General features: G+C 52.3%; 18 protein-coding genes and 5 pseudogenes. 11 read left to right on the forward strand and 12 right to left on the reverse strand.

Annotation, left to right across the window (positions count from 1 at the left end; all coding sequences use genetic code 11):
* Nucleotides 1-43: 43 nt before the first annotated feature.
* The 7 genes from R6X40_RS17865 to R6X40_RS17895 all read left to right on the forward strand — a co-directional run bounded on the left by R6X40_RS17865 (nucleotide 44) and on the right by R6X40_RS17895 (nucleotide 8,381).
* Nucleotides 44-871: a class I SAM-dependent methyltransferase gene (locus tag R6X40_RS17865; RefSeq protein WP_318415153.1), complete on the forward strand. Its 828-nt coding sequence runs from the start codon at nucleotides 44-46 to the stop codon at nucleotides 869-871.
* 88 nt (nucleotides 872-959) lie between these two features.
* The gene (locus R6X40_RS17870; protein ID WP_318415154.1) at nucleotides 960-1,985 is read left to right on the forward strand and encodes a hypothetical protein; all 1,026 of its coding nucleotides are present in this window, start codon (nucleotides 960-962) and stop codon (nucleotides 1,983-1,985) included.
* 89 nt (nucleotides 1,986-2,074) lie between these two features.
* A complete protein-coding gene (locus R6X40_RS17875; RefSeq protein ID WP_318415155.1) occupies nucleotides 2,075-3,337 on the forward strand; it encodes a capsule biosynthesis protein in 1,263 nt (420 codons plus the stop codon).
* Between the two features lie 12 nt (nucleotides 3,338-3,349).
* Nucleotides 3,350-4,003: an ABC transporter ATP-binding protein gene (locus R6X40_RS17880; protein ID WP_318415156.1), complete on the forward strand. Its 654-nt coding sequence runs from the start codon at nucleotides 3,350-3,352 to the stop codon at nucleotides 4,001-4,003.
* A gap of 90 nt (nucleotides 4,004-4,093) precedes the next feature.
* Nucleotides 4,094-5,362 (forward strand): capsule biosynthesis protein, encoded by a 1,269-nt coding sequence (locus R6X40_RS17885; RefSeq protein WP_318415157.1) that lies wholly within the window; start codon nucleotides 4,094-4,096, stop codon nucleotides 5,360-5,362.
* 13 nt (nucleotides 5,363-5,375) lie between these two features.
* Complete coding sequence (locus tag R6X40_RS17890; RefSeq protein ID WP_318415158.1) at nucleotides 5,376-6,182, forward strand: ABC transporter permease; 807 nt, start codon at nucleotides 5,376-5,378, stop codon at nucleotides 6,180-6,182.
* 3 nt (nucleotides 6,183-6,185) lie between these two features.
* On the forward strand, nucleotides 6,186-8,381 hold the full coding sequence (locus tag R6X40_RS17895; protein WP_318415159.1) for a glycosyltransferase family 2 protein: 2,196 nt from the start codon (nucleotides 6,186-6,188) through the stop codon (nucleotides 8,379-8,381).
* An 82-nt stretch (nucleotides 8,382-8,463) separates the two neighbouring features.
* Here the strand turns inward: R6X40_RS17895 and R6X40_RS17900 are convergent.
* From R6X40_RS17900 to R6X40_RS17930, 7 genes and pseudogenes are all read right to left on the reverse strand, one after another.
* Nucleotides 8,464-8,607: pseudogene (locus R6X40_RS17900) on the reverse strand (YecA family protein); the annotation flags it as partial.
* Nucleotides 8,594-8,695: pseudogene (locus R6X40_RS17905) on the reverse strand (IS66 family insertion sequence element accessory protein TnpB); the annotation flags it as partial. The pseudogenes R6X40_RS17905 and R6X40_RS17900, both read right to left, overlap by 14 nt.
* Before the next feature lie 190 nt (nucleotides 8,696-8,885).
* Nucleotides 8,886-9,470 (reverse strand): D-glycero-alpha-D-manno-heptose-1,7-bisphosphate 7-phosphatase, encoded by a 585-nt coding sequence (locus tag R6X40_RS17910; RefSeq protein WP_412178413.1) that lies wholly within the window; start codon nucleotides 9,468-9,470, stop codon nucleotides 8,886-8,888.
* Complete coding sequence (locus tag R6X40_RS17915) at nucleotides 9,470-10,636, reverse strand: AGE family epimerase/isomerase (RefSeq protein ID WP_318415160.1); 1,167 nt, start codon at nucleotides 10,634-10,636, stop codon at nucleotides 9,470-9,472. The genes R6X40_RS17910 and R6X40_RS17915 overlap by 1 nt, the downstream gene beginning before the upstream one ends.
* Nucleotides 10,637-10,714: 78 nt before the next feature.
* Nucleotides 10,715-12,181 carry a D-glycero-beta-D-manno-heptose 1-phosphate adenylyltransferase gene (gene rfaE2, locus R6X40_RS17920; protein ID WP_318415304.1) on the reverse strand — a complete coding sequence of 489 codons (1,467 nt, stop codon included), beginning with the start codon at nucleotides 12,179-12,181 and terminating at the stop codon, nucleotides 10,715-10,717.
* 224 nt (nucleotides 12,182-12,405) lie between these two features.
* Nucleotides 12,406-14,844 (reverse strand): glycosyltransferase family 9 protein, encoded by a 2,439-nt coding sequence (locus R6X40_RS17925; RefSeq protein ID WP_318415161.1) that lies wholly within the window; start codon nucleotides 14,842-14,844, stop codon nucleotides 12,406-12,408.
* Between the two features lie 276 nt (nucleotides 14,845-15,120).
* Nucleotides 15,121-15,705 (reverse strand): annotated as a pseudogene (locus R6X40_RS17930) (integrase core domain-containing protein); the annotation flags it as partial.
* A gap of 59 nt (nucleotides 15,706-15,764) precedes the next feature.
* Here R6X40_RS17930 and R6X40_RS17935 point away from each other — a divergent pair.
* A protein-coding gene (locus R6X40_RS17935) for an IS3 family transposase (RefSeq protein ID WP_318415162.1) occupies nucleotides 15,765-16,866 on the forward strand; the annotation gives its coding sequence in 2 pieces (ribosomal slippage) (nucleotides 15,765-16,055 and nucleotides 16,057-16,866; 1,101 coding nt in all).
* A gap of 139 nt (nucleotides 16,867-17,005) precedes the next feature.
* A complete protein-coding gene (locus tag R6X40_RS17940; protein ID WP_318415163.1) occupies nucleotides 17,006-17,623 on the forward strand; it encodes a class I SAM-dependent methyltransferase in 618 nt (205 codons plus the stop codon).
* A 271-nt stretch (nucleotides 17,624-17,894) separates the two neighbouring features.
* Here the strand turns inward: R6X40_RS17940 and R6X40_RS17945 are convergent.
* A pseudogene (locus R6X40_RS17945) lies at nucleotides 17,895-18,106 on the reverse strand (transposase); the annotation flags it as partial.
* A 73-nt stretch (nucleotides 18,107-18,179) separates the two neighbouring features.
* On the opposite strand from R6X40_RS17945, the pseudogene R6X40_RS17955 reads away from it, so the two are divergent.
* Nucleotides 18,180-18,350, forward strand: a pseudogene (locus tag R6X40_RS17955) (Zn-dependent hydrolase); the annotation flags it as partial.
* 44 nt (nucleotides 18,351-18,394) lie between these two features.
* Here the strand turns inward: R6X40_RS17955 and R6X40_RS17960 are convergent.
* Nucleotides 18,395-19,228, reverse strand: coding sequence for an AraC family transcriptional regulator (locus R6X40_RS17960; RefSeq protein ID WP_318415305.1), 834 nt, complete (start codon nucleotides 19,226-19,228; stop codon nucleotides 18,395-18,397).
* 297 nt (nucleotides 19,229-19,525) lie between these two features.
* On the opposite strand from R6X40_RS17960, the gene R6X40_RS17965 reads away from it, so the two are divergent.
* Entirely contained in the window at nucleotides 19,526-20,419 is an 894-nt protein-coding gene (locus R6X40_RS17965) for an AraC family transcriptional regulator (RefSeq protein ID WP_318415164.1), read from the forward strand.
* 164 nt (nucleotides 20,420-20,583) lie between these two features.
* On the opposite strand, the gene R6X40_RS17970 is transcribed toward R6X40_RS17965, so the two are convergent.
* The 3 genes from R6X40_RS17970 to R6X40_RS17980 form a co-directional block, all read right to left on the reverse strand.
* Nucleotides 20,584-21,420, reverse strand: a complete 837-nt coding sequence (locus tag R6X40_RS17970; protein ID WP_318415306.1) for an alpha/beta hydrolase — start codon at nucleotides 21,418-21,420, stop codon at nucleotides 20,584-20,586.
* Between the two features lie 283 nt (nucleotides 21,421-21,703).
* Nucleotides 21,704-23,305, reverse strand: coding sequence for an MFS transporter (locus tag R6X40_RS17975; RefSeq protein WP_318415165.1), 1,602 nt, complete (start codon nucleotides 23,303-23,305; stop codon nucleotides 21,704-21,706).
* On the reverse strand, nucleotides 23,302-23,745 hold the full coding sequence (locus tag R6X40_RS17980; RefSeq protein ID WP_318415166.1) for a DoxX family protein: 444 nt from the start codon (nucleotides 23,743-23,745) through the stop codon (nucleotides 23,302-23,304). The genes R6X40_RS17975 and R6X40_RS17980 overlap by 4 nt, the downstream gene beginning before the upstream one ends.
* Nucleotides 23,746-23,783: the final 38 nt, after the last annotated feature.

The raw sequence follows: 23,783 nt of genomic DNA on the forward strand, positions 1-23,783 counted from the left end.
CTGCAAAATGCCGACTCCGAACATGCAGCAAAGGACATAGCGGATGTGGAGTTTTTTCGAACGCTTCCGGAAATCATCGGATGATTTAGAGATGTCCGAAGTGTTCAATCAATACGAACGAAGCACGCCCGCTCACCAGAATGCAATCGATGCGCTCAAAGGGTGGAACAGCGCCTTTCCGCAAGAGCTTGGACTTGAAGCTGGTGAGCACCATCTTTATGCCGATGATCGCATTGATTGGGCGATGAGGACATTTGGCTCCATTGAAAACGCCACCGTTTTGGAAATAGGTCCAATGGAAGGTATGCATACGTATATGCTAAACCGCCAGCGCCCGGCCAAAATTGATGCGATCGAGGCGAACAAGCTCTGCTTTCTGCGGTGTTTGGTAACGAGGCAGATTTTAGATGTGGACCGTTCTATTTTCCGGCTTGGAGATATCGAGCACTGGCTGCGGGAGTGCGAGGAAACATATGACCTAGCGATAGCGTCCGGAGTTCTTTACCACATGGCGGACCCTGCCGGGCTCCTAGAACTACTAGCTTTGCGTAGTAAGTCACTGTTTTTGTGGACGCATTTTTTTCTCGACGAGGCAATGCCACTTGGTGACGTGCGACGTAACCCCTTTAGCGAGAAGATGGAGACCCGCGAAGTCTCCGGTATGAAGGTTCGCTACTACGAACGCAGCTATCAGCATGCCAACACCAATGCCTCATTTTGTGGGGGTATGAAGGACAGGCATTTCTGGATGCATAGGGACGACATCTTGGAACTGCTCGAAAGGCTCGGCTTTACGAACATCATCATCCGGGACGAAAACCTGACCCACTCGGGCGGGCCTAGCTTTTCGCTGCTGGCAAGCAAGCCCTGACTCAGTCCAGATAAACCAATATGGTATGTTACCCCGTTTATGGGGAAGATGGATGCGGCCGACGACTGCGCCTACTGGAGCCATGATCTTGCTGTTCAATGTAGAATCCGATCATGGTGATATAATAGAAGGCTACCTGATCCCAGATGGGTTTTCTGAGCAGGCACGAATAAAAGTCGTCGGAGCGGGACGCGAACTAGCGATCTTGCCTTGTTCTGTGATCAAGCAGGCGGTCCTTCACTCCGGACGTCACGAGAGCGGCCTCGTTGGTTTCAGGCTTGATGAAGATGTGATCCCGGACATCCGAACACAGGACCGGCTTGCGATCTATGACAATAAGACGGGCTTGCTCGTCTACCGTCGACCGGCGCCTGATCGGGCAAACTTCAAGCTGCTCCGGTTGGAAATGCAGTTGCTACCGATGAACAAGCTCGATCATGTCTGTGGCTCACGGTTTCAATACAATCTAGCTTCCGCAGAGCGGTTTGGCCACGAAACCGTTCTGCAGGCGTTCCACCTTCACGCGGTTGAGTCGATTTACATCAGCGGGCGTCTGCTGCTGCGCAACTATGAGGAATTTCTCGACAAGGGATTTCAAGCCGTTGCCATCTTGCCCGACCCCTATTATGAGATGGCTGCGCGCATTTTTATTCTGAAGCGCCTCCTCAATACCAATATGTCATTTATTGGAGATAGGGACAGGCTTATCCTTTCGCCGGCAGCCGAGCACTTCAAAGACATCAATCTGGACGATGAAAGCGCGCTTAAAAAAGCATTAAAAAAAGCACCGGCAAAGGTAAGTAGTGTGTTGGTGTCGCCAATTGTGCGCCAATTGGTCTGCACCTATCCCGAACAGGCGATTACCCGTCGCGATGTCGCGCCGGCAATTGATATCCTTTCACGCTTTACAATCGTAGGGCATAGCGATGACAGTCGGCATTTTCAGTCGGCGCTCGGGGAGTTGTTGTCCATTTCGCCGGACGACTTGCCCGTGTTACCATATCATCAGATACTTATGGAGATTGCCGACCGGCTGCGCGGTATTACAATTGCCGAATTAATGCTGGAGGAAGATCTTATTTTTGCCCACTATGTACGCAATGCCTTGGCTTGACACGTCGTTTCCGCGACTGTGGAAGGCCGAGTTTGTCAGCTTCACATATAAAGTGGTTTGAAGAGATAGAAGAGTGAAGCGGGACAGCAATGAGTAAAACAGACTTAGATAGAACCGGCGTCACCCTACGTTCTATGAAGTTGGCCACCCGTAAATGGCAACTGACCTTGAAGAAATCGGCCTCACTTGGATGGCAACGCAAGGAGGTTGACGCCTTCGAACTCAAGCCGGCCGATGATAGTGACGCCATAGGGACACAGGCTGGTGGAAAAATACCGTGGCGTTTCTTTTCCTTCCTGTTCATGGTGGCGCTTCCGTTCGCCGCTTCTCTGCTTTATTTCACCCTCGTTGCGTCGGATCAATATACTGCCGAAGCTCGTTTTGCTGTTCGCTCGCTTGCCGAAAATGCCCCGGGAGATAATGCCGACGCCGAAATTCTTAAAATGACTTCCGCCACTCAGGACGCCTATGTCGTCACTAGCTTCATTCACTCTACCGAAATACTTCGCCGCATGGGCACCTATTTGGATTATAGATCAGTATTCACGCTCGATAATGCGGATTTTTTATCAAGATTCGACAGTGAAGCATCACAAGAGAAATTTCTGCAATACTGGCGGAAAATGGTCACCGCCTACATTGACGGCCCATCTGGAATTGTAACCGTGCAGGTGAATAGCTTTCGACCTGAAGATTCGGTCATGTTGGCCAACTCGATTCTGAAGGAAAGTGAAAAACTGATCAATGAGATGTCAGAGCGGACGCGCAAAGACATCCTCAAGCAAGGGCAACAGGAAGTTGATAGGACCGGACGAATTTACCTGGATGCGCTGGCTGCGGTGAACAGGATGCAGCGAAAATCCGAATTTTTGAGCCCGGAAATGCAGGCCAAAGAGAAAGGTCAGTTACTGACCGGGCTTCTAGCTCAGAAACTTGAAATTGAAAATCGCCTATTCACGATGAAACAGTCCGAAGTAGTCGATTCTCCTGCTTATCGCCAACTTGAGGTGAGCAAGAAGGGAGTAGAAGACCAAATTGACAAAATGCGCGATGAAATGACTGGGCCGGACCACGCGTCAATTGTCCAATCCCTGCAGCAATTCACCCAGTTAGAAACAGATCGTGTAATCGCGGAGAAACTCTACGAGGCGGCCCGACACAATTACGATGCCGCACTTACTGAAAGTATGCGAAAAGCGCTATATCTCATAGTTTTCGTCAATCCATCATTGCCCGAAGAGGCACTTTATCCACGGCGGATCATGGCTCCCACTCTTATATTGCTTGGGCTGATTGTTCTCTGGGCAACGCTTTCCCTTGCGTGGGCTTCAGTTGAAGACCACCGCCTATAGGACCGGTATTTGATGATAGAATTCAAGAATGTAACTAAATTCTTCAAAACGCAACAACACCGAAAGACGATCCTGGATAGTGTCAGTGTTGAGTTCCAGTCAGGCTTCTCCTATGGATTGCTCGGCGTTAACGGCGCAGGCAAATCGACGACTATGAGGATGATTGCCGGTACGATTTTGCCTAATTCTGGGCGCATCTGGAAGGATGTTCGGGTCTCGTGGCCACTCGGTTTCGCAGGTGGATTTCATCAGGAGATGACGGGCAAGGAAAATCTCAATTTCGTTTCTCGCGCGTATGGTGAGGATGTGGTGCGTGTTGCCCGTTTCGTCGATGAATTTTCCGAACTCGGTGATTATATAAACGCGCCAGTCCGGACATATTCGTCGGGTATGATGGCGCGGCTCGCCTTTGGTCTTTCCATGGCCATAGAATTCGATTGTTACCTTGTCGATGAAATCACGGCGGTCGGTGATGCCCGTTTCCAAGAACGCTGTACAACAGCATTTAGCAACAGGCGTAAGAACTCAGATATCATCATGATTTCTCATGGAATGGGCACGATTAAGCAATATTGCGACAAAGGCATGGTTCTTGTTGATGGAAGGCTCATCGTATTTGACAATGTGGAGGACGCTATCCAAACCTACTACCGGCTTAACCGCTAGTTGATCTAGTGCAGAGTAAAATGAATTCGGATAAGAGCTGTTTCCGGAGACACTCACGATTGAGACAAGCACTGCTAGGAACAGGAAACCTTGGAACAAGTTAGTGAAAAAAACGGAGATGACAGCGGACGTGGCGCTCTTCAACGGAGCCGTGATGTTGCCGCGCGTCTTTCCGTGTCTGCTCGAAAACTTAGATTCTCCACCTCCAGCAGCAGCCAACTTTTCAAAGCCGTTGGATTGAAGAAGCGCCTTAGCGAGCGATTGTTCGCCGTCACATCGATTGTGTTGACCGTGATCATTCTGTTCGGCAGCAACTCCCTGTCCGTGGTTTACTACGGCTTTCTTGCGAGCGATCAGTACCAGTCTGAAGCGCGCTTTACCGTCCGCTCGGCGATGGCCGCCCTAGGAAAGGACCAGCTTGCCAAGGTGACAGGAATTCCTTCTGCGAAGATTGTCCAGGACACACAGATCGTTACTAATTACATTCACAGCCGTGAAATCATAGACTACCTAGAGAAGAAAATTTCGCTGCGCACGATTTATAGCAATCCGTCGATAGACTACCAATCGCGGCTAAAGGATGGGGCTAAAGCGGAAGAAATTCTTGAATACTGGGTGCACATGGTGACGGTAAAAGTCAGTCCTAGCAGCGGAATTATTACCGTCACGGTCAGAGCCTTTTCACCGGATGATGCCAAAAACATTCTTCAAGCAGTTATCAAAGCGTCCGAGAACACGGTGAATGATGTAAACAAACGGATGTGGCAAGATGTTATTGCAACTGCGGAAGCCAATCTTAATAACGCGACAGAAAACCTACAGTCAGCTCAGGCAAGTCTCCAGTCCGCTCGCCAGGCAGGCGGTATTCTCGATGTGGCAAGCGCAGCCCAGTTGCTCGGTAATTTGACCGTTAAGATCGAGGCGGAGAAAATGAAACTGGAGCAACGGTACGATTCCAATCTTGTCAACATTTCCTCGGAAGCCCCGCAAATGAAAGTATTGCGCAACGAGATTAGCAGCAAAGAAAAACAGCTTGCCGACCTCAGCAGTCAGCTCGCTGGCACCAGTGAGAGCAATAAAAGTCTTGCAAACATTTCCGTCGATCTTTCGCAGGCCGAGTTGAACCTATCACTCGGTCAGAAGCAATTTGCCTCTAGCGTGGGGACATTGGAGCAAGTTCAGTTCGTGAGCCGTCAACAGCTTCTCTATCTCGATGCATTCTTGCAGCCAACCTACGCCGATTCGTCCGAATATCCCAAAAGAGGCCTCTGGATTACTGCCATTGCTATTCTCAGCCTGCTGCTTTGGGCAACACTGCTTGGGGTTTTGTCCATGCTGCGGACCCATCTAATTCAATAGAGAAATGTCATTGATGCAAGCGAGTAAAGCATACAAACCCACCAGCATCATGTATGCTTTGAGGCAGAAGCGAAATGTGATGACCGCCGTTATGTTGCGGGATATGCGGACCCGGTATTTCAATCACGGTCTTGGCTTTCTCGTTGTCGCTTTGTGGCCACTTGCCCATATGCTAATTCTTATAATGATTTACACGATCGCAAATCGTACAACTCCGTTCGGAGAGAGCATCAGGGTCTTTTTTCTCACTGGCCTTATACCGACCCTGACATTCATGTACGTATCGCGCTTCATGTCTTTGTCGCTCGTCTTGAATCGGCCAATGCTTGCATTTCCCGTAGTCATGGTAACTGACATAATGGCAGCGCGCGCTTTACTAGAGATTGTAGCCGCCTTCCTAACCTTGTTTTTCGCACTCTCGATTCTTTGGTTTCTCGGTGACGATCCGTGGCCACGCGATGTATTCCAGGCGGCGTATGCCTACCTAGCCACAATTTTGTTGGCGGTTGGGGTTGGTGTTCTTGCCGGAGTGATGGTGATGTTTTTTAATTTTTTCGCAACTCTTTATGCCTTGGCGATGATCGTCATCTATATCTCATCCGGTACTTTGTTTGTTTCCACACAATTGCCAGACGCGATTTCGGGGCCTCTCTCATGGAATCCAGTCGTGCACGCTGTTGAGTGGATGCGTATCGCCTACTATGACGGCTACAGTGACAAATTGCTGAGTAGATCGTATCTCATCGGCTTCGGTTTGACGTCACTCTTCCTTGGGCTGACGCTGGAACGTATGTTGCGCCGCAAGATGCTTGAAGGATAATCTATGAAGCCGAAAATCGTTGAGATTAGTGACCTACGTAAACCGGATGATGGGTCCGACCATATTTGGGAGAGTACAGGCGACGATCCCGCATTCCTGATAACTTTTTCATGCTTCAGAGATCGCTATGTCCTCGTTTCGATAGAGGCTTTGGACGGTAATATAGATCCGAGGATTTACCTCAACGAGGGAGTCGGCTTTCGTGAAGCCAACTCTATCGCGTTGTCGTCGGGGCAGGCATTCTTGATCACTGCCGATATTGGCCACTACGGCTCAATCTGTTCGTTCCGCGTCGATCCGGCCAGCTTCGACACCCGTTTTCGTTTTAGGGTGCAGTCGTTTTCGTCTGCGCAAGCTATGCAGAATTGCATTGAAAGGGAAACCAGCACCAACATATCCTACCAACAGATCGCTCTCGGGCAAATTCCGCGATTCTGGAAAACCTTCTCTCGTATTTTCAAGAGCAAACGTAGGCGCAGCCAAGTTGAGCGATATGCCGAAGCAAACTATCGTCTGGCAAGCAAAACCCCAAACATCAATTCTATGCACCTCAGTGGTATTTGGATAAGTGTCATTGTGCCGGTCTATAACGCTCCACCACGCTATCTCGATGATCTTTTGCGATCGTTTGAAAGCCAGAATGACAAGAGCGCTCAGCTGATTTTAAGCGATGACGGCTCGACATCACCGGAAACGCAACGATGGTTTCAGAGCCAAAAACACCGAGAAAACGTTTTGTTGATCGTCAATGGTAGCAATGGCGGTATTGCCGCTGCGACCAATACCGGAATGCGGGCGGCTAAGGGGACCTGGATAGCATTTCTGGATCATGACGATGTCATCGCGCCGTATGCATTGAAGATGATGAGACAGGCTCTGGAGCAAAATCCTACGGCTGAGTTTCTCTACTCAGATGAACTGATTGTAGACGACAATCTGCGCATAACAGGGGCGCTGCTTAAACCGGCCTACGATCCGATATTGCTTGATGGTGTCAACTATATCAACCATTTTTCGGTCTACAGGCGTTCACGCCTGGAAGAGATCAATTACCTCCGTGAAGGCTTTGATGGATCACAGGACTACGATCTGCTACTGCGCTATCTCGAAGGAATATCACAGGAATATATCCTCCATCTGCCCTATCCAGCGTATTGGTGGCGTCGTAACGGCAAGACATTCTCTTGCACTTTTCTCGACAAAGCGACAGAAAATGCTAGGCGGGCACTTGATGAAAGATTTACGAGAATGGGGCAACAAGCATATGCCGGGCCAGCACTCACAGATACGCTGCACAGGATAACATTTTCCGCACCGCCGCAAGGATGGCCGAAAATATCGGTTATAATTCCAAATAGAAACAGCTACGCACTACTCTCTCAAATTCTTGGAGACCTTTTCCAGAAAACAGATTATCCAGACATGGAAGTTCTTATCATCGACAACGGCAGCACGGACGAAGACGTGGTTGCACTTTACGAGCGCTACGCTTCAGAGCGCGCCGATTTTTCCTTTCATATCAGCGACGAAGAGTTCAATTTTTCTCGTGCTGTCAATAAGGGTATAACGCTTGCGACGGGAGAACATTTCCTATTACTCAACAACGATATCGAGGTTATAGAACCGGGCTGGTTGAAGGAAATGGTCTCCTGCCTCGCCTACGAGAAGACTGGTATCGTTGGTGCAAAGCTGTTGTATCCCAATAACAAGGTGCAGCATGCGGGCGTAATCGCCGGATTTGGCGGCCTCGCGGGTCATTGGTATCTGAACAAGTCCGCCAACTATGGTGGACCGATGAATCGTCTTCATGTTCGCAATTCGATGACCTGCGTCACGGCGGCCGCAATGCTGATTTCAGGGGATTGCGCCAGGTCCATCGGTGAATGGGATGAGGAAAATTTCGTAATCGCCTATAATGATGTCGACTATTGCCTTCGCGCGTTTAAAATGGGCTTTCGCACCATCTGGACGCCATTTGCCTGCCTCTATCATCACGAATCTGCGTCCAGGGGAAGCGATATGGAGGGGGAGAAACGGAAACGTTTTGAGCGCGAAAAAAACAATCTACGCCGAATTCACCAGACCGGTGACTTCAGCGATCCTGTGCTCAACCCAGCTTATAGTCGTAACAAGTCCGATCCAGATCTTGTCGCTCCTAGCTCCATTGCGATGGCCCGGACATTCTGGCCAGCGACTTGAAGCTCTTACTCTACTGTCAATCGTGAGCGAAACGAATGGCCCACGGCTTTCTTGATTGACGGAATAGGTCTCGTGCGCTCGGTCAGAACTTCTGCTTTGCCCGCTTCGGCATAAAATAGGTTCGGATCTCGACGAGTGCTTCGGCGACATCAGCTGCATCCTGGCAGGTCGCTTTGCGTTTCGCCTCGCCGAGCTTTCGGATGGGTGCGATGCCGCTGACGTCGCCCGGTGATCACCTCTATCCGCCGGTAGACCCCGTCATGCCTGGCTTCATCCATGGCTTCAAGCATGGCATCAGCGCGATCTCCAATCATTCCGTTCCGCTCCTATAGATGAAGAAGCATATCTCGCGGCCTTGGTCAGAAAAGGAAAGGTGGGCTGTTCGTCGCGCTCACTGTCAATCGGCCCAAAATGTGGACCCCTTGGCGGCGTCCAAACGTGAATTTGAAGGAAGATCTTGGGCTCAGGTCGACGCAACCACATCACCTCTAGACATATCTAACTCTATTCGCAGCTTAGAATATATTTTGCAGCTCCGTCCAAATCCAAAAAATACCGGTGACCATGGTCCTGCGCCCATTTTTGATAGGATTTTCCAGAGCCCGTTAAGACGAGCAATCCCCGCATATTGGCCACTTGACCAAGCAATACATCCGAATCTCTATCACCGATCACGAACGAGCGCTGCTGATCAACCGGAAATATCTCTCTTGCTTGATCGATTAAGCCAGGAAGGGGCTTGCGACATCTACAATTTTCGCCCGGCGCATGAGGGCAGAAGAGCCAGTCATCGATCCAAACTCCGGCAAGGCTAAGCAATTCCGAGGCTCTTTGATTGCACTTTTCAACATCTCCAATGGAAAAGTAACCGCGGCCTACTCCAGATTGGTTTGTTACAACAACGAGGCGATAACCGCTGGATTGCAACAGAACGAGGCCATTTACAGACCCGTCAACTAATTCAACCTGATTAGGGTCCTTAAGGTAGTGCTTATCAACAATGATTGTCCCGTCGCGATCAAGGAATATGGTTTTTTGAATCGAGGTGCTCCTTAAACGATGCCCTAAAAGGACCCAGCTTCTTTCTATCAGACGATGGCTACAAAGGTGTCAACCGCACAAATTGCAAAATATATGTGGTAAAGAGTACTCGCGGGGATATCCTTGCGGATCGGCTGATCTTGATCATCCAATTGGTCTTGCCAACCTCCGCCGAATGATGGCTTACAATAAAGCGTCATAATGCGGCTCAGAATCGCAGCGATCGCCATCTTGTTTTCTCCGGCTTCCAAGACGTTTTGATTGTATGAGAGCGCTTTTAATGCTTCAGCGTGGGGCCAAGATCGGCTGGAGAGATTCACAGACCTTCCATCCTCGCGTATTTGATCGATAACTCTGCCTGTAGAAACGTCCAACCCGCTCCCTATCGCTAACCTCATCATTTGGTCGACGGTGCCAGAATGATGGCGATGAAACACAGCCTTGTAACGTGATATAAGCCATGACCATTCGAACAAATGTCCAGGCTCAACGCTTCCTTCCCCATTCGACGGCCATACACTCCAGTCAGCATGGAACGTTTCCCGTAACGCCCCACTCTCGGGAGCCAAGAAGCGTCTGACAGCTAAAGTATATAATTGATCGCAGCGATCCAAAAATTTTGCATCCCCGGTAGCCTCGTAAAGTGAGATAAAAGCTTCGAACAGATGCATGTGCGGGTTCTGCCGCCTAAGTTTATCCATTTTGGGCATTGAATCCCAATATCCGCCAGATATGGGGTCAGCCATCTGATCGTCTAAAAATGATAGCGTTCTATCAATTGCTTGCTTAAACGATTGGCGCGGTTCTAGTCGTAGCGCCCAGGATAGGCTGAACAAAACAAAAGCATGGGCGTACAAGTCGCGTTGAGCAAAGTCCACCGAACCGTTTCTATCGATTGCAAACACCCACCCGGGATTTCCGTCCGCCTGCTCGTATCGCGATATCATGTTTTCGGCAGCGCGAAGCGCAAGCCCGCCGCCCTCCGGGAAGCGCCCCGATACTGCAGCAGAAGCGAATACGGAGATTTGGCGCGCTTGGACCATCAAGCGAAGCGGGACATCTATGATGGGGCGCAGTGAGAAATCCAGAAGCTCTTGAAATGTACCCCTCTCACCATCAAAGCCCCGGTCCGCCCACAAAGGTAGCGCAATTTCTGTCAGCCAATTGGAGGCACGCTTTGCTTCATCAGCTAAAATGAGCTTGGGATTGGTCATGTATGCTTTCATATATTAAGTGCGGCAACGATACTGCCAGCAACAATCGATACCCACCGTCGCATTAATACCAGTGGTTTATGAAATGCCACGTGCGTTCGATCTACTGACAATCGATGTTGTACTATGGCCCTCCTCCAGAGGTACAAGAACGATTTTCCCACCGTGACTGACAACAAACTCGGAACCAACAACGGTTTCAATATTGTAATCTGCGCCCTTAATGAGCACATCCGGCACCAATTGTTGCACGAGGCTTAGCGGTGTGTCCTCAGCAAAAAAAGTCACCAGGTCCACGGCTGCCAGAGAAGCCATTACTGTGGCTCTTGCGATCTCGTTCTGAATCGGCCTCGTATCGCCTTTCAAGCGCCGGACCGAAGCGTCTGTGTTAAGCGCCACAACCAGTCGGTCACAGGCGGCTTTCGCTTTCTTCAGAAGTTGCACATGCCCAGGGTGAATTAGATCATAGCAACCATTGGTAAAACCAACTTTAAGGCCTTCGCGCTTCCAATTGGCGACCACTTGAATCGCATCTGTGCATTCGACGATCTTATCATCACTTGCGTGATCCTTTAAATTCATCGACCTTCGAATTTCATGAGGAAATACAACGGACGTTCCTCGCTTGGAAACAGAGATGCCGGCGGCTACGTTAGCTATTTCTGCAGCTTCTTCCAGGCCACAGTTGGATGCAACGGCCAAAGCAATGGCTGCCACAACCGTGTCTCCCGCGCCTGAAACATCATATACTTCATGCGCATTGGCGGAGATATGACGTGCCGCCGCTACAACCTCGTTTGATGCGAGTACGGTCATACCGTCTTGTCCGCGCGTTATGATTACAGAAGCAACATCGCTGCGTTCTATAATTATGCGCACGGCGCGCTCTGCTGCTTCATTAGAATTGCATTTAAAGCCAGTTATCATTTCCGCCTCAAGGGCGTTTGGTGTAATTACTGTCGCGCCTGCGAATCTACCTACCGCGCTGGTCTTTGGATCGACGATGACTGGCAGTCCAAGTCCGCGTGCTAATCGGATGATCTCGCGTACAAGTGTTTCAGATAGAACGCCCTTAGCATAATCAGATAGCACAACCGCATCGAGCCCGCTGGACACAGCTAGGAAGCGAGCGCGTAGTTCGCGTTCCAGACCGTCGTCCATAGACAACGGTGCCTCGACGTCAAGTCGCATGATCTGCTGGCCACCTGAAACAAACCGCGTTTTTACGGTCGTGGGAATACGTGAGGTCTGCACCAATTGCTCATGTATCCCCTCCCGCCCAACTAATTCGTTTCGTATTAAACGCCCAGTTTCGTCATCGCCGATAACGCCAGACAGAATTGCTTTTCCCCCTAATGCGACAACATTTCTGGCTACATTTGCCGAGCCACCCAACATCGGTTCCTCATTGCGGAAATGGAGAACGGGGATTGGTGCTTCCGGTGACACGCGTTCAACATTGCCATACACGAACTTGTCAAGCATTACGTCGCCAAGTACGAAAACCGTCTTATCTTTCCAATTGGTAATCGAAGATAGATTCATCAAAACGCTTTCCCGTTTTAGTTCTTGATATGCGCCAGCCGCTTCGGCTTATTTGGCAACTAGCCGCGCCCATGTTCCCATTTCAGGGTGATGCGCCCAAGTGGCGCCGATTTCTTGTTTGGATAAGCTTTTGATGAGGGGCAAATGGAAAAGGAACTGGCGCCCACGTCGTTAGCAAACTCAACTTCATCGGTTCACAACTCAGATGCTATTAAAATAGTCGCTTAAGACAGGCGCTTGAGAACTCCCTTGAGTCTGTCGGACGCTTTCGGTCTTGCCACCTCCTTAAGTGATTGGAGCATCGCGTCTCGATCCAAATCACCCAGGAACTTAACAGTCATTTTTGTATGTCCGGGGCCTTCCGAGGGATCAATACGGATATGTATTGGCCTATCGATAGGCCCCGAATACCACCAGACTCGAGACGACGAGTGTTCGGTCAAATCCATAGTGAAGCTATCGTCTTCCGTATAATCGGAATTTCCCGCTTTCCAATACAACTTAAGCGATCCGTGTGGGTGTGATTTGGCAGCGATCGATACGCCAAATCGAAGCCCCTTTACCCTAATAGGAAGGAACTCAACGTGAGGATCAATCTTAGTGCTATCGCAGATTATCTCACCCTTATCTTCATAAGCTGCACATCGCGTCCGCCGCCAGATTAACTCAGCCGCTGAATAAGAGTCCAACTTCTCAACCTCACGAGGTACTAGGGTCTTAACAGATTCATACGAGCCAATTTTCGTTTGGGCATCCAGCAGCAACCCTCTCATCCTATCATTCTCCTTCTGAAGTTGAGAGACAAATGATCCGGAGAGGTGGCGGCTATAAGTTTGAGATATCCGATCCGTTAATTCATATACAAGTTCACTAATTTGCTGATTAGGTATAACTGTATTATGCAGTTGCTCGCGCGATGTAGGATGGAATTTTTGATACTCTACAAATCGAGCAGTTTTCTTATTGAGCAGAATTTTTAGTCGCGTCCAATCGTATAGTGTGTTTTTGACCATGCCGAGAATGGCATTCTCGATATTGCTTTCAGAAACATCATATGTACACTGCTCATTCATCTTCATACAAAAGGGCGCGCCCGGTTCAATTTGATCATGGTAACAACCAAGGCAATCGAGCCCTGCCACGATTGGCCAAACCATATTCTCGTGGAGTACCCGTAAAATCGGGCTTACCGATCCAAAAAATGCGGCCGTTGGAACACGGGCAACTTGTGCGACATGGAAAGGGAAGGAATCGATTCCCAGCATATATTTCGCATTGGCTACGACCGATATAAGCTCACGAATGCTAGTCTTCCCTTGAAGATCAATTATTTCAAGATCAATAGTGGGGTGAAATTCGGGAGTTACTAATCTGTTTTTTCCAATCAAGACGATCTTACAGTTCAGAAGGCCCGCATTCGCCAGAATTGCCTTTATCAATTGGGGGGACGGCCCCCGGCCGTGGTGATTTTCACGTTCAAACTCCAGGTGAATTACACAATAATCGCCGTCAACTAGTTTTGTTGGCAGAACGCTCTTCAAGGCAGCGGCTGCTTCAGCGAGAGTTTTATCGTCGGCAAAGGGCAGGCTTAAGGCGCCCGAGAGCAAGGAATGGATATTGTAAGGCAAGGCATAGTTTATAGTGCGGCTGCTTCTTAAGCTTGCAACTTCATTGTTGGAGAGCTTGTTCCGCAAGACGTTGACGTCTCGCTCAGACGCTATGTTGGCGTGGTCAGGCAATAGGATTCTAGCGAGAGTTTCGTTTGCCACATTGACTACGATGTGGTCGTGCACCGTCCGGGGTAGCCGATCGAATTCGGCCTTGACGTGGAGGAGTGCGCAGAACATATCGCCTAAGCCGTCACTGAATATGTCTAGGACTTCATATTTCCCGGGAGTTCCCGTGTCGAAGGAGTTGCCCCATTTCGCCAACAGGCGAGCTCGATTGTGCTCAAGAACCGATGACTTTTGGTACTGTGGCAAGGAATTAAATGAAGTTGAGCGAAAGTGCCTATGCGGCATAGACAGCCAATCAATATAATATCCAGCTTGCTGAGCCTTAAATGATAGATCTGAGTCCTCACCCATTGCCCACGCAATTGTCTCGTCAAACATCCCTATTTCTTCAAATGCTGCCCCGCGCACCAATAGGATTGAAGCTTCCGCGTACCTCAATGTGAAGTTGCGATGCTGGTCAGGGAATGTGCCATTGGCAAAAAATGGATTGATTGCATTCGGATTGGAAACATCACCGATCATCGCCAGCTTTTTTTCCTCGCGCAGCCGACGAACCGCAATCCTCATCCAATCAAGGTGAGGCATGTCCAAATCGTCATTCAAAATGAAAAGATAATCGGCGGGGGAGGCGCGATAGTTGAGATTGTGGCCCCTACCAAAACCGCTGTTGGTCCCCTCGTCAACTAGCAAGAAACTAATCGCCTCGTTAGTCTCGTTGAGCGCGCGCAAAATCCCTTCCAGTTTGATCGTGTCAAGGTTCGGGTTGTTTTTGCGAATTATGACCTCAATTTCAAGGTTAAGATCACCACATGCGGATAACAAATTTTCAGGAAGCTTCGAAAGTAGGCGATCTATATTTTCAGTTCCACTGAAAATGAGAATAGATACTAATAGCTTTTCTTTGAAAATTTTATCTGCATCATTCATTATAAGTTCATTTCTTGTGTTAGTTCGTGATCGACGCTAGCCGATTTTCTCGATGAGAAGCCTAAATAGACAAAATCTAAGACATTGGCGAGAACATTTTAAGCTTGCGGCCTGCTGAAAAACCCTCTGGCCTTTTGGCTGTGATCCTGATTCAATCCTTTTGTGTTGATTGGCGACTCGCCATGACGTTTGAATAGTCCGCGTTCCGTAGGCACCCTCGGGTTAAGTTTGTGCTGCTTTGCGAACTCGCCGGGCGACAGGGTAATCCCCCCGTTTTTAGCGGGGCTCCGCGGTAGAATTCACGCGGCCAATTTTTGGTTTCTGTGCGGGTGTTATGCCGCCGATGCCCATATTGGGCCGCTCGTTGTTATAGGTCCATAGCCACTGCGTGGCGAATTCTTGCGCCTCCTCTACGCTTTCGATGACGTATTGGTCGAGCCATTCATGCCGAACGGTGCGGTTGTAGCGCTCGACATAAGCATTCTGTTGTGGCTTGCCGGGCTGGATATGTCTCAGGGCGATGCCCTGGTTGGCAGCCCACTCCATTAGTTTGCCACTGACGTATTCCGGCCCATTATCAACACGAATTGCGAACGGTTTGCCGCGCCATTCGATGATCTGGTTGAGGCTGCGGATAACGCGTTCAGCAGGCAGCGAGAAGTCTACCTCAATGCCCAACCCTTCGCGGTTGAAGTCGTCCAGGACGTTAAGCAGCCGGAATTGCCTTCCATCCTCAAGCCGGTCGGCCATGAAATCCATGGACCAGACCATGTTCGGCGCATCCGGTACTGTTAGAGCATCGGGCTTGTCCCGCTTCAACCGCTTGCGTGGCTTGATCTTGAGGTTCAATTCGAGTGACCTGAGACCCGAAACTTCCTCCAAATTTTTGTAGAGTCCGTAACTCTGAAGAGACGGACAGTATGAAGCATTCACGGTTCACGGATGAGCAGATCATTGGGATATTGAAAGAGGAGGAGGACGGCCTGAGGACGGCCGATGTCTGCCGCAAGCACGGGATATCCGAAGCGACCTTCCACAAATACAAGGCGAAGTTCGGTGGCATGGAGATTTCCGATGCCCGCAAGCTGAAGGCTTTGGAAAACGAGAACGCCAAGCTGAAGAAGCCGCTGGCCGAGACCATGCTGGACAACTCCCATTTTGAAGGATGTCGCCTCAAAAAAATGGTGACGCCCGATGTGAAGCGAGACGCTGATGGCTCATGTCTGCATGCAGCATGGGGTGAGCCAGCGTCGGGCGTGCGAGGTTTTGTCGATCGACCGGTCGAGCGTGCGATACCGCAGCGTCCGGCCTGATGACGCTGATATCCGTGAGGCTATGAAGCTGGTTGCGTCCGAGCGCCGTCGTTTTGGATATCGGCGTATTCACGTCATGCTGGATCGGCAGGGGATTGTCATGAACCTGAAGAAGCTTCGACGTCTTTATCGCGAGGAGAAGCTGACCGTGCGCAAGCGGGGCGGGCGCAAACGGGCTTTGGGAACGAGACGCCCTTTGGCACTGCCCTCGCGCGCCAACGAGCGCTGGAGCCTAGACTTTGTCAGCGACGCCTTCACGGATGGTCGTCGCTTTCGTGTGTTGGCGGTTGTCGACGACTTTACCCGCGAATGCCTGGCGCTGGTTGCCGACACGTCGCTCTCAGGTCGTCGGCTCGCACGGGAACTCGACACCGTCATCTCCCGGCGAGGAAAGCCACGAACGATTGTTTCCGACAATGGCACGGAGATGACAAGCATGGCCATTCTGGAATGGTGCCAAAACACTCACGTCGACTGGCATTACATCGCGCCGGGCAAGCCAATCCAGAACGGCTTCGTGGAAAGCTTCAATGGCAGCTTCCGCGACGAATGCCTCAACGAAACCCTGTTCTCGTCGTTGACGCAGGCCAGGACGGAAATCATCGCATGGAAGGAGGACTACAACCGAAACCGACCACATTCATCGCTAGGCAACACCACGCCCAGTGAATTTGCATCGCAAATCGCTCTGGAAAAACAGGCCGCATGAGGCCAAATTGAAAACCCAAGACTCGCCTGAAAACTGGAGGTAAGATGGGTCTCAGGTCACTATCATACGCGGTTGTCTGTCAGCACGTTGTCGTCTATTACCTTCGATGTTAGAGTTTAACAAGGGTGGACGGGACCAAATGACCGGAGAGAAATCATTTCCGCTTGATTACGACAGTGGCGGCGCGGAGGTGCGCAAATCATATAAGCATCGTGTAGAGAGTGGTTTTTTCGACAAATACTACAGTGGTGATGTTGTTCTTGACCTCGGGTTCAAAGGTAGCGACAATCCCGAGGAAAGGACCGTAGTTCCTCACGCTATTGGCGTTGACATGGACTATCCGGGTTACGACGGAACCCGCCTACCGTTCGAAGATGGCAGCGTTGATGTGGTTTCATCGAGCCACTGCATCGAACACATTTGGTACGTGCAATCGGCGGTCAGGGATTGGTATCGCGCGCTGAAGGTCGGCGGGTTCATCGTCTGTTTCGCGCCGCATCAATATCTCTACGAAAAGCGCAAGTTTCCACCCTCGGTCTACAATCCAGATCACAAGAGATTTCTTACGCCGTCAAAGCTGCTCGCGATTTTCGAGGAGGCCCTCGACCCGAACGGCTACCGTGTCCGCCATCTTTGTGATAACGATCGTTGGTACAACTACGACCTCGATCCCCATACTCACGCATTCGGCTGCTACGAAATCGAGCTTGTTATTGAGAAGATTCAAAAGCCGTCATGGGATCTGTTCGCGAATTGAGGACGAAAATGCCAAAGGGTTTGACCATGAACGTGACCCGTTTAAAACAGCGCTCAACGGGCTTTGCGTTGCCTGTGCTCGGGCATGGGCGGAAAGCCTTCAGGAACACATTACAGCTTAAATTTCAGTTCCAAACACGACGCTAAAAGGCCCACACTGGTGGGCTCGGCTTGCTGACAAACCCGGTCATTTTTGGCCGGGTTTTGTTTTTGTTGGTATTTTTTCGATTTGAATGCCGTGCGAATACGGTGTTTCGAATGGCTTTTTCATTTCATGCGGGCCTCGGTTGATGCGCCTTGGTCAGGAGCACGGCGATCTTCTTGATGTTCTGGGCGGCGGCGGCCATGAGGCACTAGCATGCGACGCGGATCAGAGTTCGGTACTTGGCATAGCGGTGGCCATGAAGCTGCTTGGCGTCGGCGAAGGACCGTTCGATAGTCTCTTTTCGTCGTTGTAGATTGGCTTTCCCCAAGGCTTCAGGCGATTGAGAATTGGCATCGGTCCGCCTGTGTCGCCCAGACGCAGTTTGAAGATCATCACTACGAGCGGATAGCGCGTGCCGCGCATTGCACCCGCCGCCATGATTTTTGTGCCTTGCAGAGATAGTTTGAGCCACAACAAGGCCGAGTATGTCGAACCCGGACATCGCGTTTCGGGCGCGCAGATGTTGCTCCAATCCACGCTGGAAGTGATGGGCAAGGTAGAGTTGACGCCGTTGATCGATTGAATGCCGGGTTCGCGGTGAAGGCGGGGTTGGCGGCAAGTCGCCGATTACGAGCTGCGGCGCCAGGTCCCCGGCGTGGTTCCAACGATGCTGGAGAAAACCCGGGTGAAATGGCTCTGATCGGCAAAACCGCACACGATGGCGATCTCGGCAAGCGGCGCATTCGAGGTTAAAAGCAATTCCCGGGCGCGATTTATTCGTTCGCTGAGAAGCCATTGATATGGCGTCATCCCTGTCGTTTCGCGAAAGGCGCGAATAAAGTAGCCACGTGACAGGTTGCAGGCCTCAGCGACATCCGAGATCAAGATGTCGCCTTCGAGGTTGTCGGAAAAAATGCCTTTCGCCAGTTTTTCATGCGCGCGTGACAGGACGCGGGTTCGGCTTTTGGCGACCGGCGGGCGTCCGCCGTAGCGCTGGACCAAATAGGTGCCGATGGCCGTCGTCATCTGGTCGACGAACAGCGCGCTGGCTTCCTCCGGTCTTTCCAGTGCCGGGATCAACGCGCGCGCAAGATTGGCAAGCACGATATCCTTTGAGGCGGCTTGCACTGACAGCGATGATACGCCTGAGAGTTCCGCGTCTTCAGCGAACTTGTTGAGCGATGCATCCGGAAGCTCGAAAAGCAGGAAGTCGAAACCACTGCTGAGATCCGCTTTGTAGTTTTCCGAGAGATCGCGGATATAGATCGAGTTCTCGGTGAAGTCGTGGGACGTTGCATGATGTTGGTGGAAAATGCGGCGCGTGTGCCCGCCGAGCAAGGAAACGCCAACGACAAAACCGCGATCGCTGGCGGGTGTCTTGACCTGGCTGAGCGGCGTGATGGTCGTTCCTTTGCGGAAAATCCCAATATCCGATGCGGTCAGGCTTTGGTCGATTGACAGTTGCTTCAAAGGGCACCCAAACCCATCTGTCACCTGTGGAGGGGAAGGTCGGGCTTTACTGTCGGAAACATGGACCATGACGCAACCTTCACATTGGGGACGGAAGGCCATGACGTTGGCCATCGTGTTGTTCAAGCATTCGGTGCAGTCCTCTCGCAATCTGCCGGTGCGCGTCGAAGAGGATGCTTTTCTACAAGATAGACAGTCTTATGCGATATAGAAACCACCAATAAGCAGATCTGAAGGGTTCACGTGCAATTCCCCGTTCAGATGCTCCAGGCAGATGTGAGTGAAGATTTGGCAGCCAGTGACAGAATTGCGGCGAGTTTCGGGGTTGAAGCATCAAAGGCACTGCTGATCAGGCCGCTTGGCGACGCCGCGCTTTCCGTCGTCTACCTTGATCGCTTTTACGAAGACGGCGCCGCCCCGGTCTTCCTGTCGCCCGACGACGCGTTTCTGGTCACGCTGTATCTCGTCGATGTCGATCATTTCGACGTCTGGCCCGATAGGCCCGCCGCACCATTGAAGAGGTATCCCAAGGGCTCGACCTGCCTGATCAATCTGAAGGATGGCGCCGCAATTTCGGTTCGCGGGCGTTTCGAAGCGCTGGCGTTCCATATCCCGAGCGCGCATCTTGCCGAGCTTACGGACGAAGCAGGCGAGCCGCTGGTCGATAATCTTGCAACCTGCCGCGGGATTGACGATCAGGTTATCCGCAATCTTGGTGCAGCTCTTATACCAATGTTCGATATGCCGGACGAGGTGCGGGATACGCTGCTTCCGCATATCGGGCTGGCGTTCAACGCGCATCTCGCGCATCGCTACGGGCGGTCGCCAATTCAGCGCCTCCCGGCTTCTGGCCGGCTATCTGCCACTCAGGAAAAGCGCGTCAAGGCGTACATGGCTGCAAATTTGTCACGCGACGTGCATCTCGATGAGATCGCCGATGCGAGCGGGCTTTCTACGGATGCGCTGATGACCGGTTTCAGGAAGACGACTGGGCAGTCGGTGGAAGAATGGCTTTCATCAAACCGGATGACGAGGGCGCGGTCTGTATTGATCAAGACCGATGAAAACATCGCCGGGGTGGCTGGAGCATGCGGTTTTCTGGACACGGGCGCATTCGTTGAATTTTTTTCAAAGGCTGCAGGAATGACGCCAGCCGAATGGCGCTTGCGCAACCGGCATTGAAACGCGCCTGGGGCGATCAGTCCGGCGCCGTCGCGATCACCGACGCGTCTACCGGCCATCGTCCCCCTCCAGACGCGCCGTGTCGGTGTCTTGTTTGGGATTGACGCTTGGGCCGAAACAATTCCCGGACGCGGCGGGATGACTGCCGCATCCGGGCTGCCAGCTCAGGCTTTGACGAAAGCGAGCAGATCAGCGTTCAAAACATCGGCATTGACTGTCAGCATGCCATGCGCGAAGCCGGGGTAGGTTTTCATCGTGCCGTTTTTCAACAGCTTGATGGCCTTGTGCGCAGCGTCTGCGATCGGCACGATCTGGTCGTCTTCACCATGCAGCACCAGCACCGGCACGCTGATCGCCTTCAGGTCTTCGGTCTGGTCGGTTTCCGAAAATGCCTTGATGCCATCGTAATGTGCCTTGGCGCTGCCCATCATGCCCTGACGCCACCAATTCTGGATAACGCCTTCCAGTACCGTGGCATCGTCGCGGTTGAAGCCGTAGAATGGCCCGGCTGGAACATCGCGAAAGAACTGCGCCCGGTTGGCGGCAAGCGCTGAACGGAAACCATCGAAGACCTCGATCGGCAGCCCTTCAGGATTGGCGGCGGTCTTCAGCATCAAAGGCGGTACGGCTGAGACGAGGACAGCCTTGGCGACGCGGCCTGCCGGTTCGCCGTGCTTGGCAACATAGCGTGCAACCTCGCCGCCGCCTGTCGAGTGCCCGATATGGACGGCATTCTTCAGGTCGAGCGCCTCGACGACAGCAAAGGCATCGGCGGCGTAATGGTCCATGTCGTGACCATCGGACACCTGCGCCGAACGGCCGTGCCCGCGGCGGTCGTGGGCAACGACGCGATAGCCCTTGGCCAGGAAAAACAGCATCTGCGCATCCCAGTCGTCGGATGAGAGCGGCCAGCCGTGATGGAACACGATCGGTTGCGCATCCTTCGGACCCCAGTCCTTATAAAAGATTTCGGTGCCGTCTGTGGTGGTGACGAAGCCCATGGTGTTGTCTCCTGTATGTGCCTGTGTGGCGGTTGCAGCGAAGGTGGAACGGATGGGAAGTGCGATGCCAGCGGCAAGGATTGCGCCGGCACGAAGCGTGTTGCGTCGGCTGATCGAAAAGGTCTTTTCAGTCATGGCGGCTCCTGCCAGGTTGAATGAGGTCGTTGCGGTAAGCGTCTGTCTGTGCAGTGATATTAAACCGGCCGTATCTACCAAGTAATTGCAATAAAAGTCTCTATTCAATTGCGAAATTCGCAATTCTCTGCTCTTGGGGCTTTTCGGTTCAGTTTGCCTTGCCGGGCTTGTTGATCGACAAAAGGTGCCGAACGACGGGTTTTTCTGCGCCGCTGTGAAAAGCCAGGACTTTGCTCTGCAGGTCGGCATCTGCATGCGAGACCCGCTTATGCTGCCGCAGGTGTTCTGCCCAGGATTCGACCATGAACCACTCGGTGATCTTTTCAGGATCGGCGGAATCCTCGGTAACACCCCAACCGTAGGCGCCATCGCGCCGTCGCTCGGATGACATGTCGTTGAGGGCATGCAGGAACTTCGTCCGGTTGTGCTTCTCCACATGGTAGTCGATCAGGATCAACACAGGTCCACGGTCGTTTGCCACCGGTTCGGCGAGGAGGGGCTCCGGCCAATGATTGGACGACACCAGATCGGCCTCGCCGGACGGAAGCTTGATCCGGTGCATGATGAAACCTGCGACAAGCAGTCCGGCTGCTCCGATCAGCAAAGTACTGGGTACGCCCACAGCTTCGCCGATTGCACCCCATCCAAGGCTGCCCGCTGTCATCGCGCCGTTAAAAACGGTCAGATAGACGGCAAGACCACGGCCACGGACCCAATTCGGCAGGACAGCTTGCGCTGCACCGTTGAGGGTGGTCAGCGCAGTGATCCACGACGCGCCGAGGAATAGAAGGATAACAACTGCCAGCCACTGCGGCGGCGCCTGCGATAACAAAGCCATGACAACGGCAGTCACGATAGCCGAGCCCAGAAGCAGCCCGTCAGAATCGAACCGCTGCCGGAGTTTGGGCATGATCAGCGCGCCACCGATGGCGCCCGCACCAACCGAGCCAAGCAGCAGTCCGTAAAAGCTTGCATCCCCGCCCAGGAGCTGACGGGCAACGAGCGGAAGAAGCGCCCAGACCGCGCTTGCAAAGGCAAAGAAGATCGCAGCCCGCAAAAGCACGACATGCAGCGGTTTGCTGGCGCGGGTGTATCGCAGTCCAGCCCGGAACGCGCCGAAAAAATTCTCCGACAATGCATCATCGGCATTTTTGGCACGCGGCCACCAGACCAGCGCCGCGATGACCAGAATGTAGCTGGCAACATCTGCACCGTAGGTAACGGCTGCGCCGAAAGCAGCCAGCAGCAGGCCGCCCACCGCAGGGCCGATCGAACGCGCGATATTGATGCCGAGGGAATTCAAGGCGACCGCCCCCTTCACGTCCTCACGCGGTACCAGCTCCGGCACGATCGCCTGCCATGTCGGCCCCATCAGGGCCGCTCCAATGCCGCCCAGAAACGTCAACCCGATCAATGCGCTGACCGAAAGCATACCCATGTAGGATAGTGTCATCAGCGATATGCTGACGCTTGCGAGCAGGAGCTGGATGGCGATCAGGAACTTGCGACGGTCAAGAATATCCGAGAGGACGCCCGCCGGGATCGCCAGAAGGAAGATCGGCAGGGTGCCCGCCGCTTGAACCATGGCGACGGCCGCCGGGGCGGCCGAAAGATCGGTCATCAACCACGAACTGGCCACGTCGCGCATGAAGCTACCGGTATTGCCGAGCACCGTTGCCGCCCAAAGGACAGCGAAGACAGGCTGGCGGAGCGGCGCGAAACTGCCGCCCGACGACTTTGCGGCACTCATTTGCCTGCTCCCTTGGTGAGGTCGATCGCTGCGACAATAACGAAGGCACCAGCAAGGCCGAGATGTTCGAAAAAGGCGTTGGTTGCCATCATCCGGTCCATGCCGGGCGGCAACTCCCAAAAGCGCAGTGCAATAAAGGTTGCCAGAAGTGTAAAGCCGGCAAGCGCAAGTGCCCCTGCCCAGCGGCCGATGCCGGAGACTACCATCGCCGAGGCTGTAAGTTCGAACACAATGACCGCAATGGCAAAGAAGGCGGTTGGATGAAGACCGAAATGGTCCATCTCGGCCATCGCGCCGGTGAAGTCGACGATCTTTGTCAGCGGCCCCTGAATATAGGCTGCACAAAGGGCGAGAAGCGCCACAGTCCGCGTGGCGGGCGCAGCAACGAGTTCTGTTAGAAACACGCGCCCGCGGTTCAGGGGGAGAGGGTGGTTGGTCATCTTTGCTCCTGCGATCTGAGCCGTATGGCTTGACTGGC

Source organism: Rhizobium sp. PL01, assembly GCF_033447125.1.
Taxonomy (GTDB): domain Bacteria; phylum Pseudomonadota; class Alphaproteobacteria; order Rhizobiales; family Rhizobiaceae; genus Pararhizobium.

Coding starts and splice junctions, on each gene's coding strand:
- R6X40_RS17865 (WP_318415153.1), top strand. CDS start 44: ATGTGGAGTTTTTTCGAACGCTTCCGGAAATCATCGGATGATTTAGAG.
- R6X40_RS17875 (WP_318415155.1), top strand. CDS start 2,075: ATGAGTAAAACAGACTTAGATAGAACCGGCGTCACCCTACGTTCTATG.
- R6X40_RS17880 (WP_318415156.1), top strand. CDS start 3,350: ATGATAGAATTCAAGAATGTAACTAAATTCTTCAAAACGCAACAACAC.
- R6X40_RS17890 (WP_318415158.1), top strand. CDS start 5,376: ATGCAAGCGAGTAAAGCATACAAACCCACCAGCATCATGTATGCTTTG.
- R6X40_RS17895 (WP_318415159.1), top strand. CDS start 6,186: ATGAAGCCGAAAATCGTTGAGATTAGTGACCTACGTAAACCGGATGAT.
- R6X40_RS17915 (WP_318415160.1), bottom strand. CDS start 10,636: ATGACCAATCCCAAGCTCATTTTAGCTGATGAAGCAAAGCGTGCCTCC.
- rfaE2 (WP_318415304.1), bottom strand. CDS start 12,181: ATGAATCTATCTTCGATTACCAATTGGAAAGATAAGACGGTTTTCGTA.
- R6X40_RS17925 (WP_318415161.1), bottom strand. CDS start 14,844: ATGAATGATGCAGATAAAATTTTCAAAGAAAAGCTATTAGTATCTATT.
- R6X40_RS17940 (WP_318415163.1), top strand. CDS start 17,006: ATGACCGGAGAGAAATCATTTCCGCTTGATTACGACAGTGGCGGCGCG.
- R6X40_RS17970 (WP_318415306.1), bottom strand. CDS start 21,420: ATGGGCTTCGTCACCACCACAGACGGCACCGAAATCTTTTATAAGGAC.
- R6X40_RS17975 (WP_318415165.1), bottom strand. CDS start 23,305: ATGAGTGCCGCAAAGTCGTCGGGCGGCAGTTTCGCGCCGCTCCGCCAG.
- R6X40_RS17980 (WP_318415166.1), bottom strand. CDS start 23,745: ATGACCAACCACCCTCTCCCCCTGAACCGCGGGCGCGTGTTTCTAACA.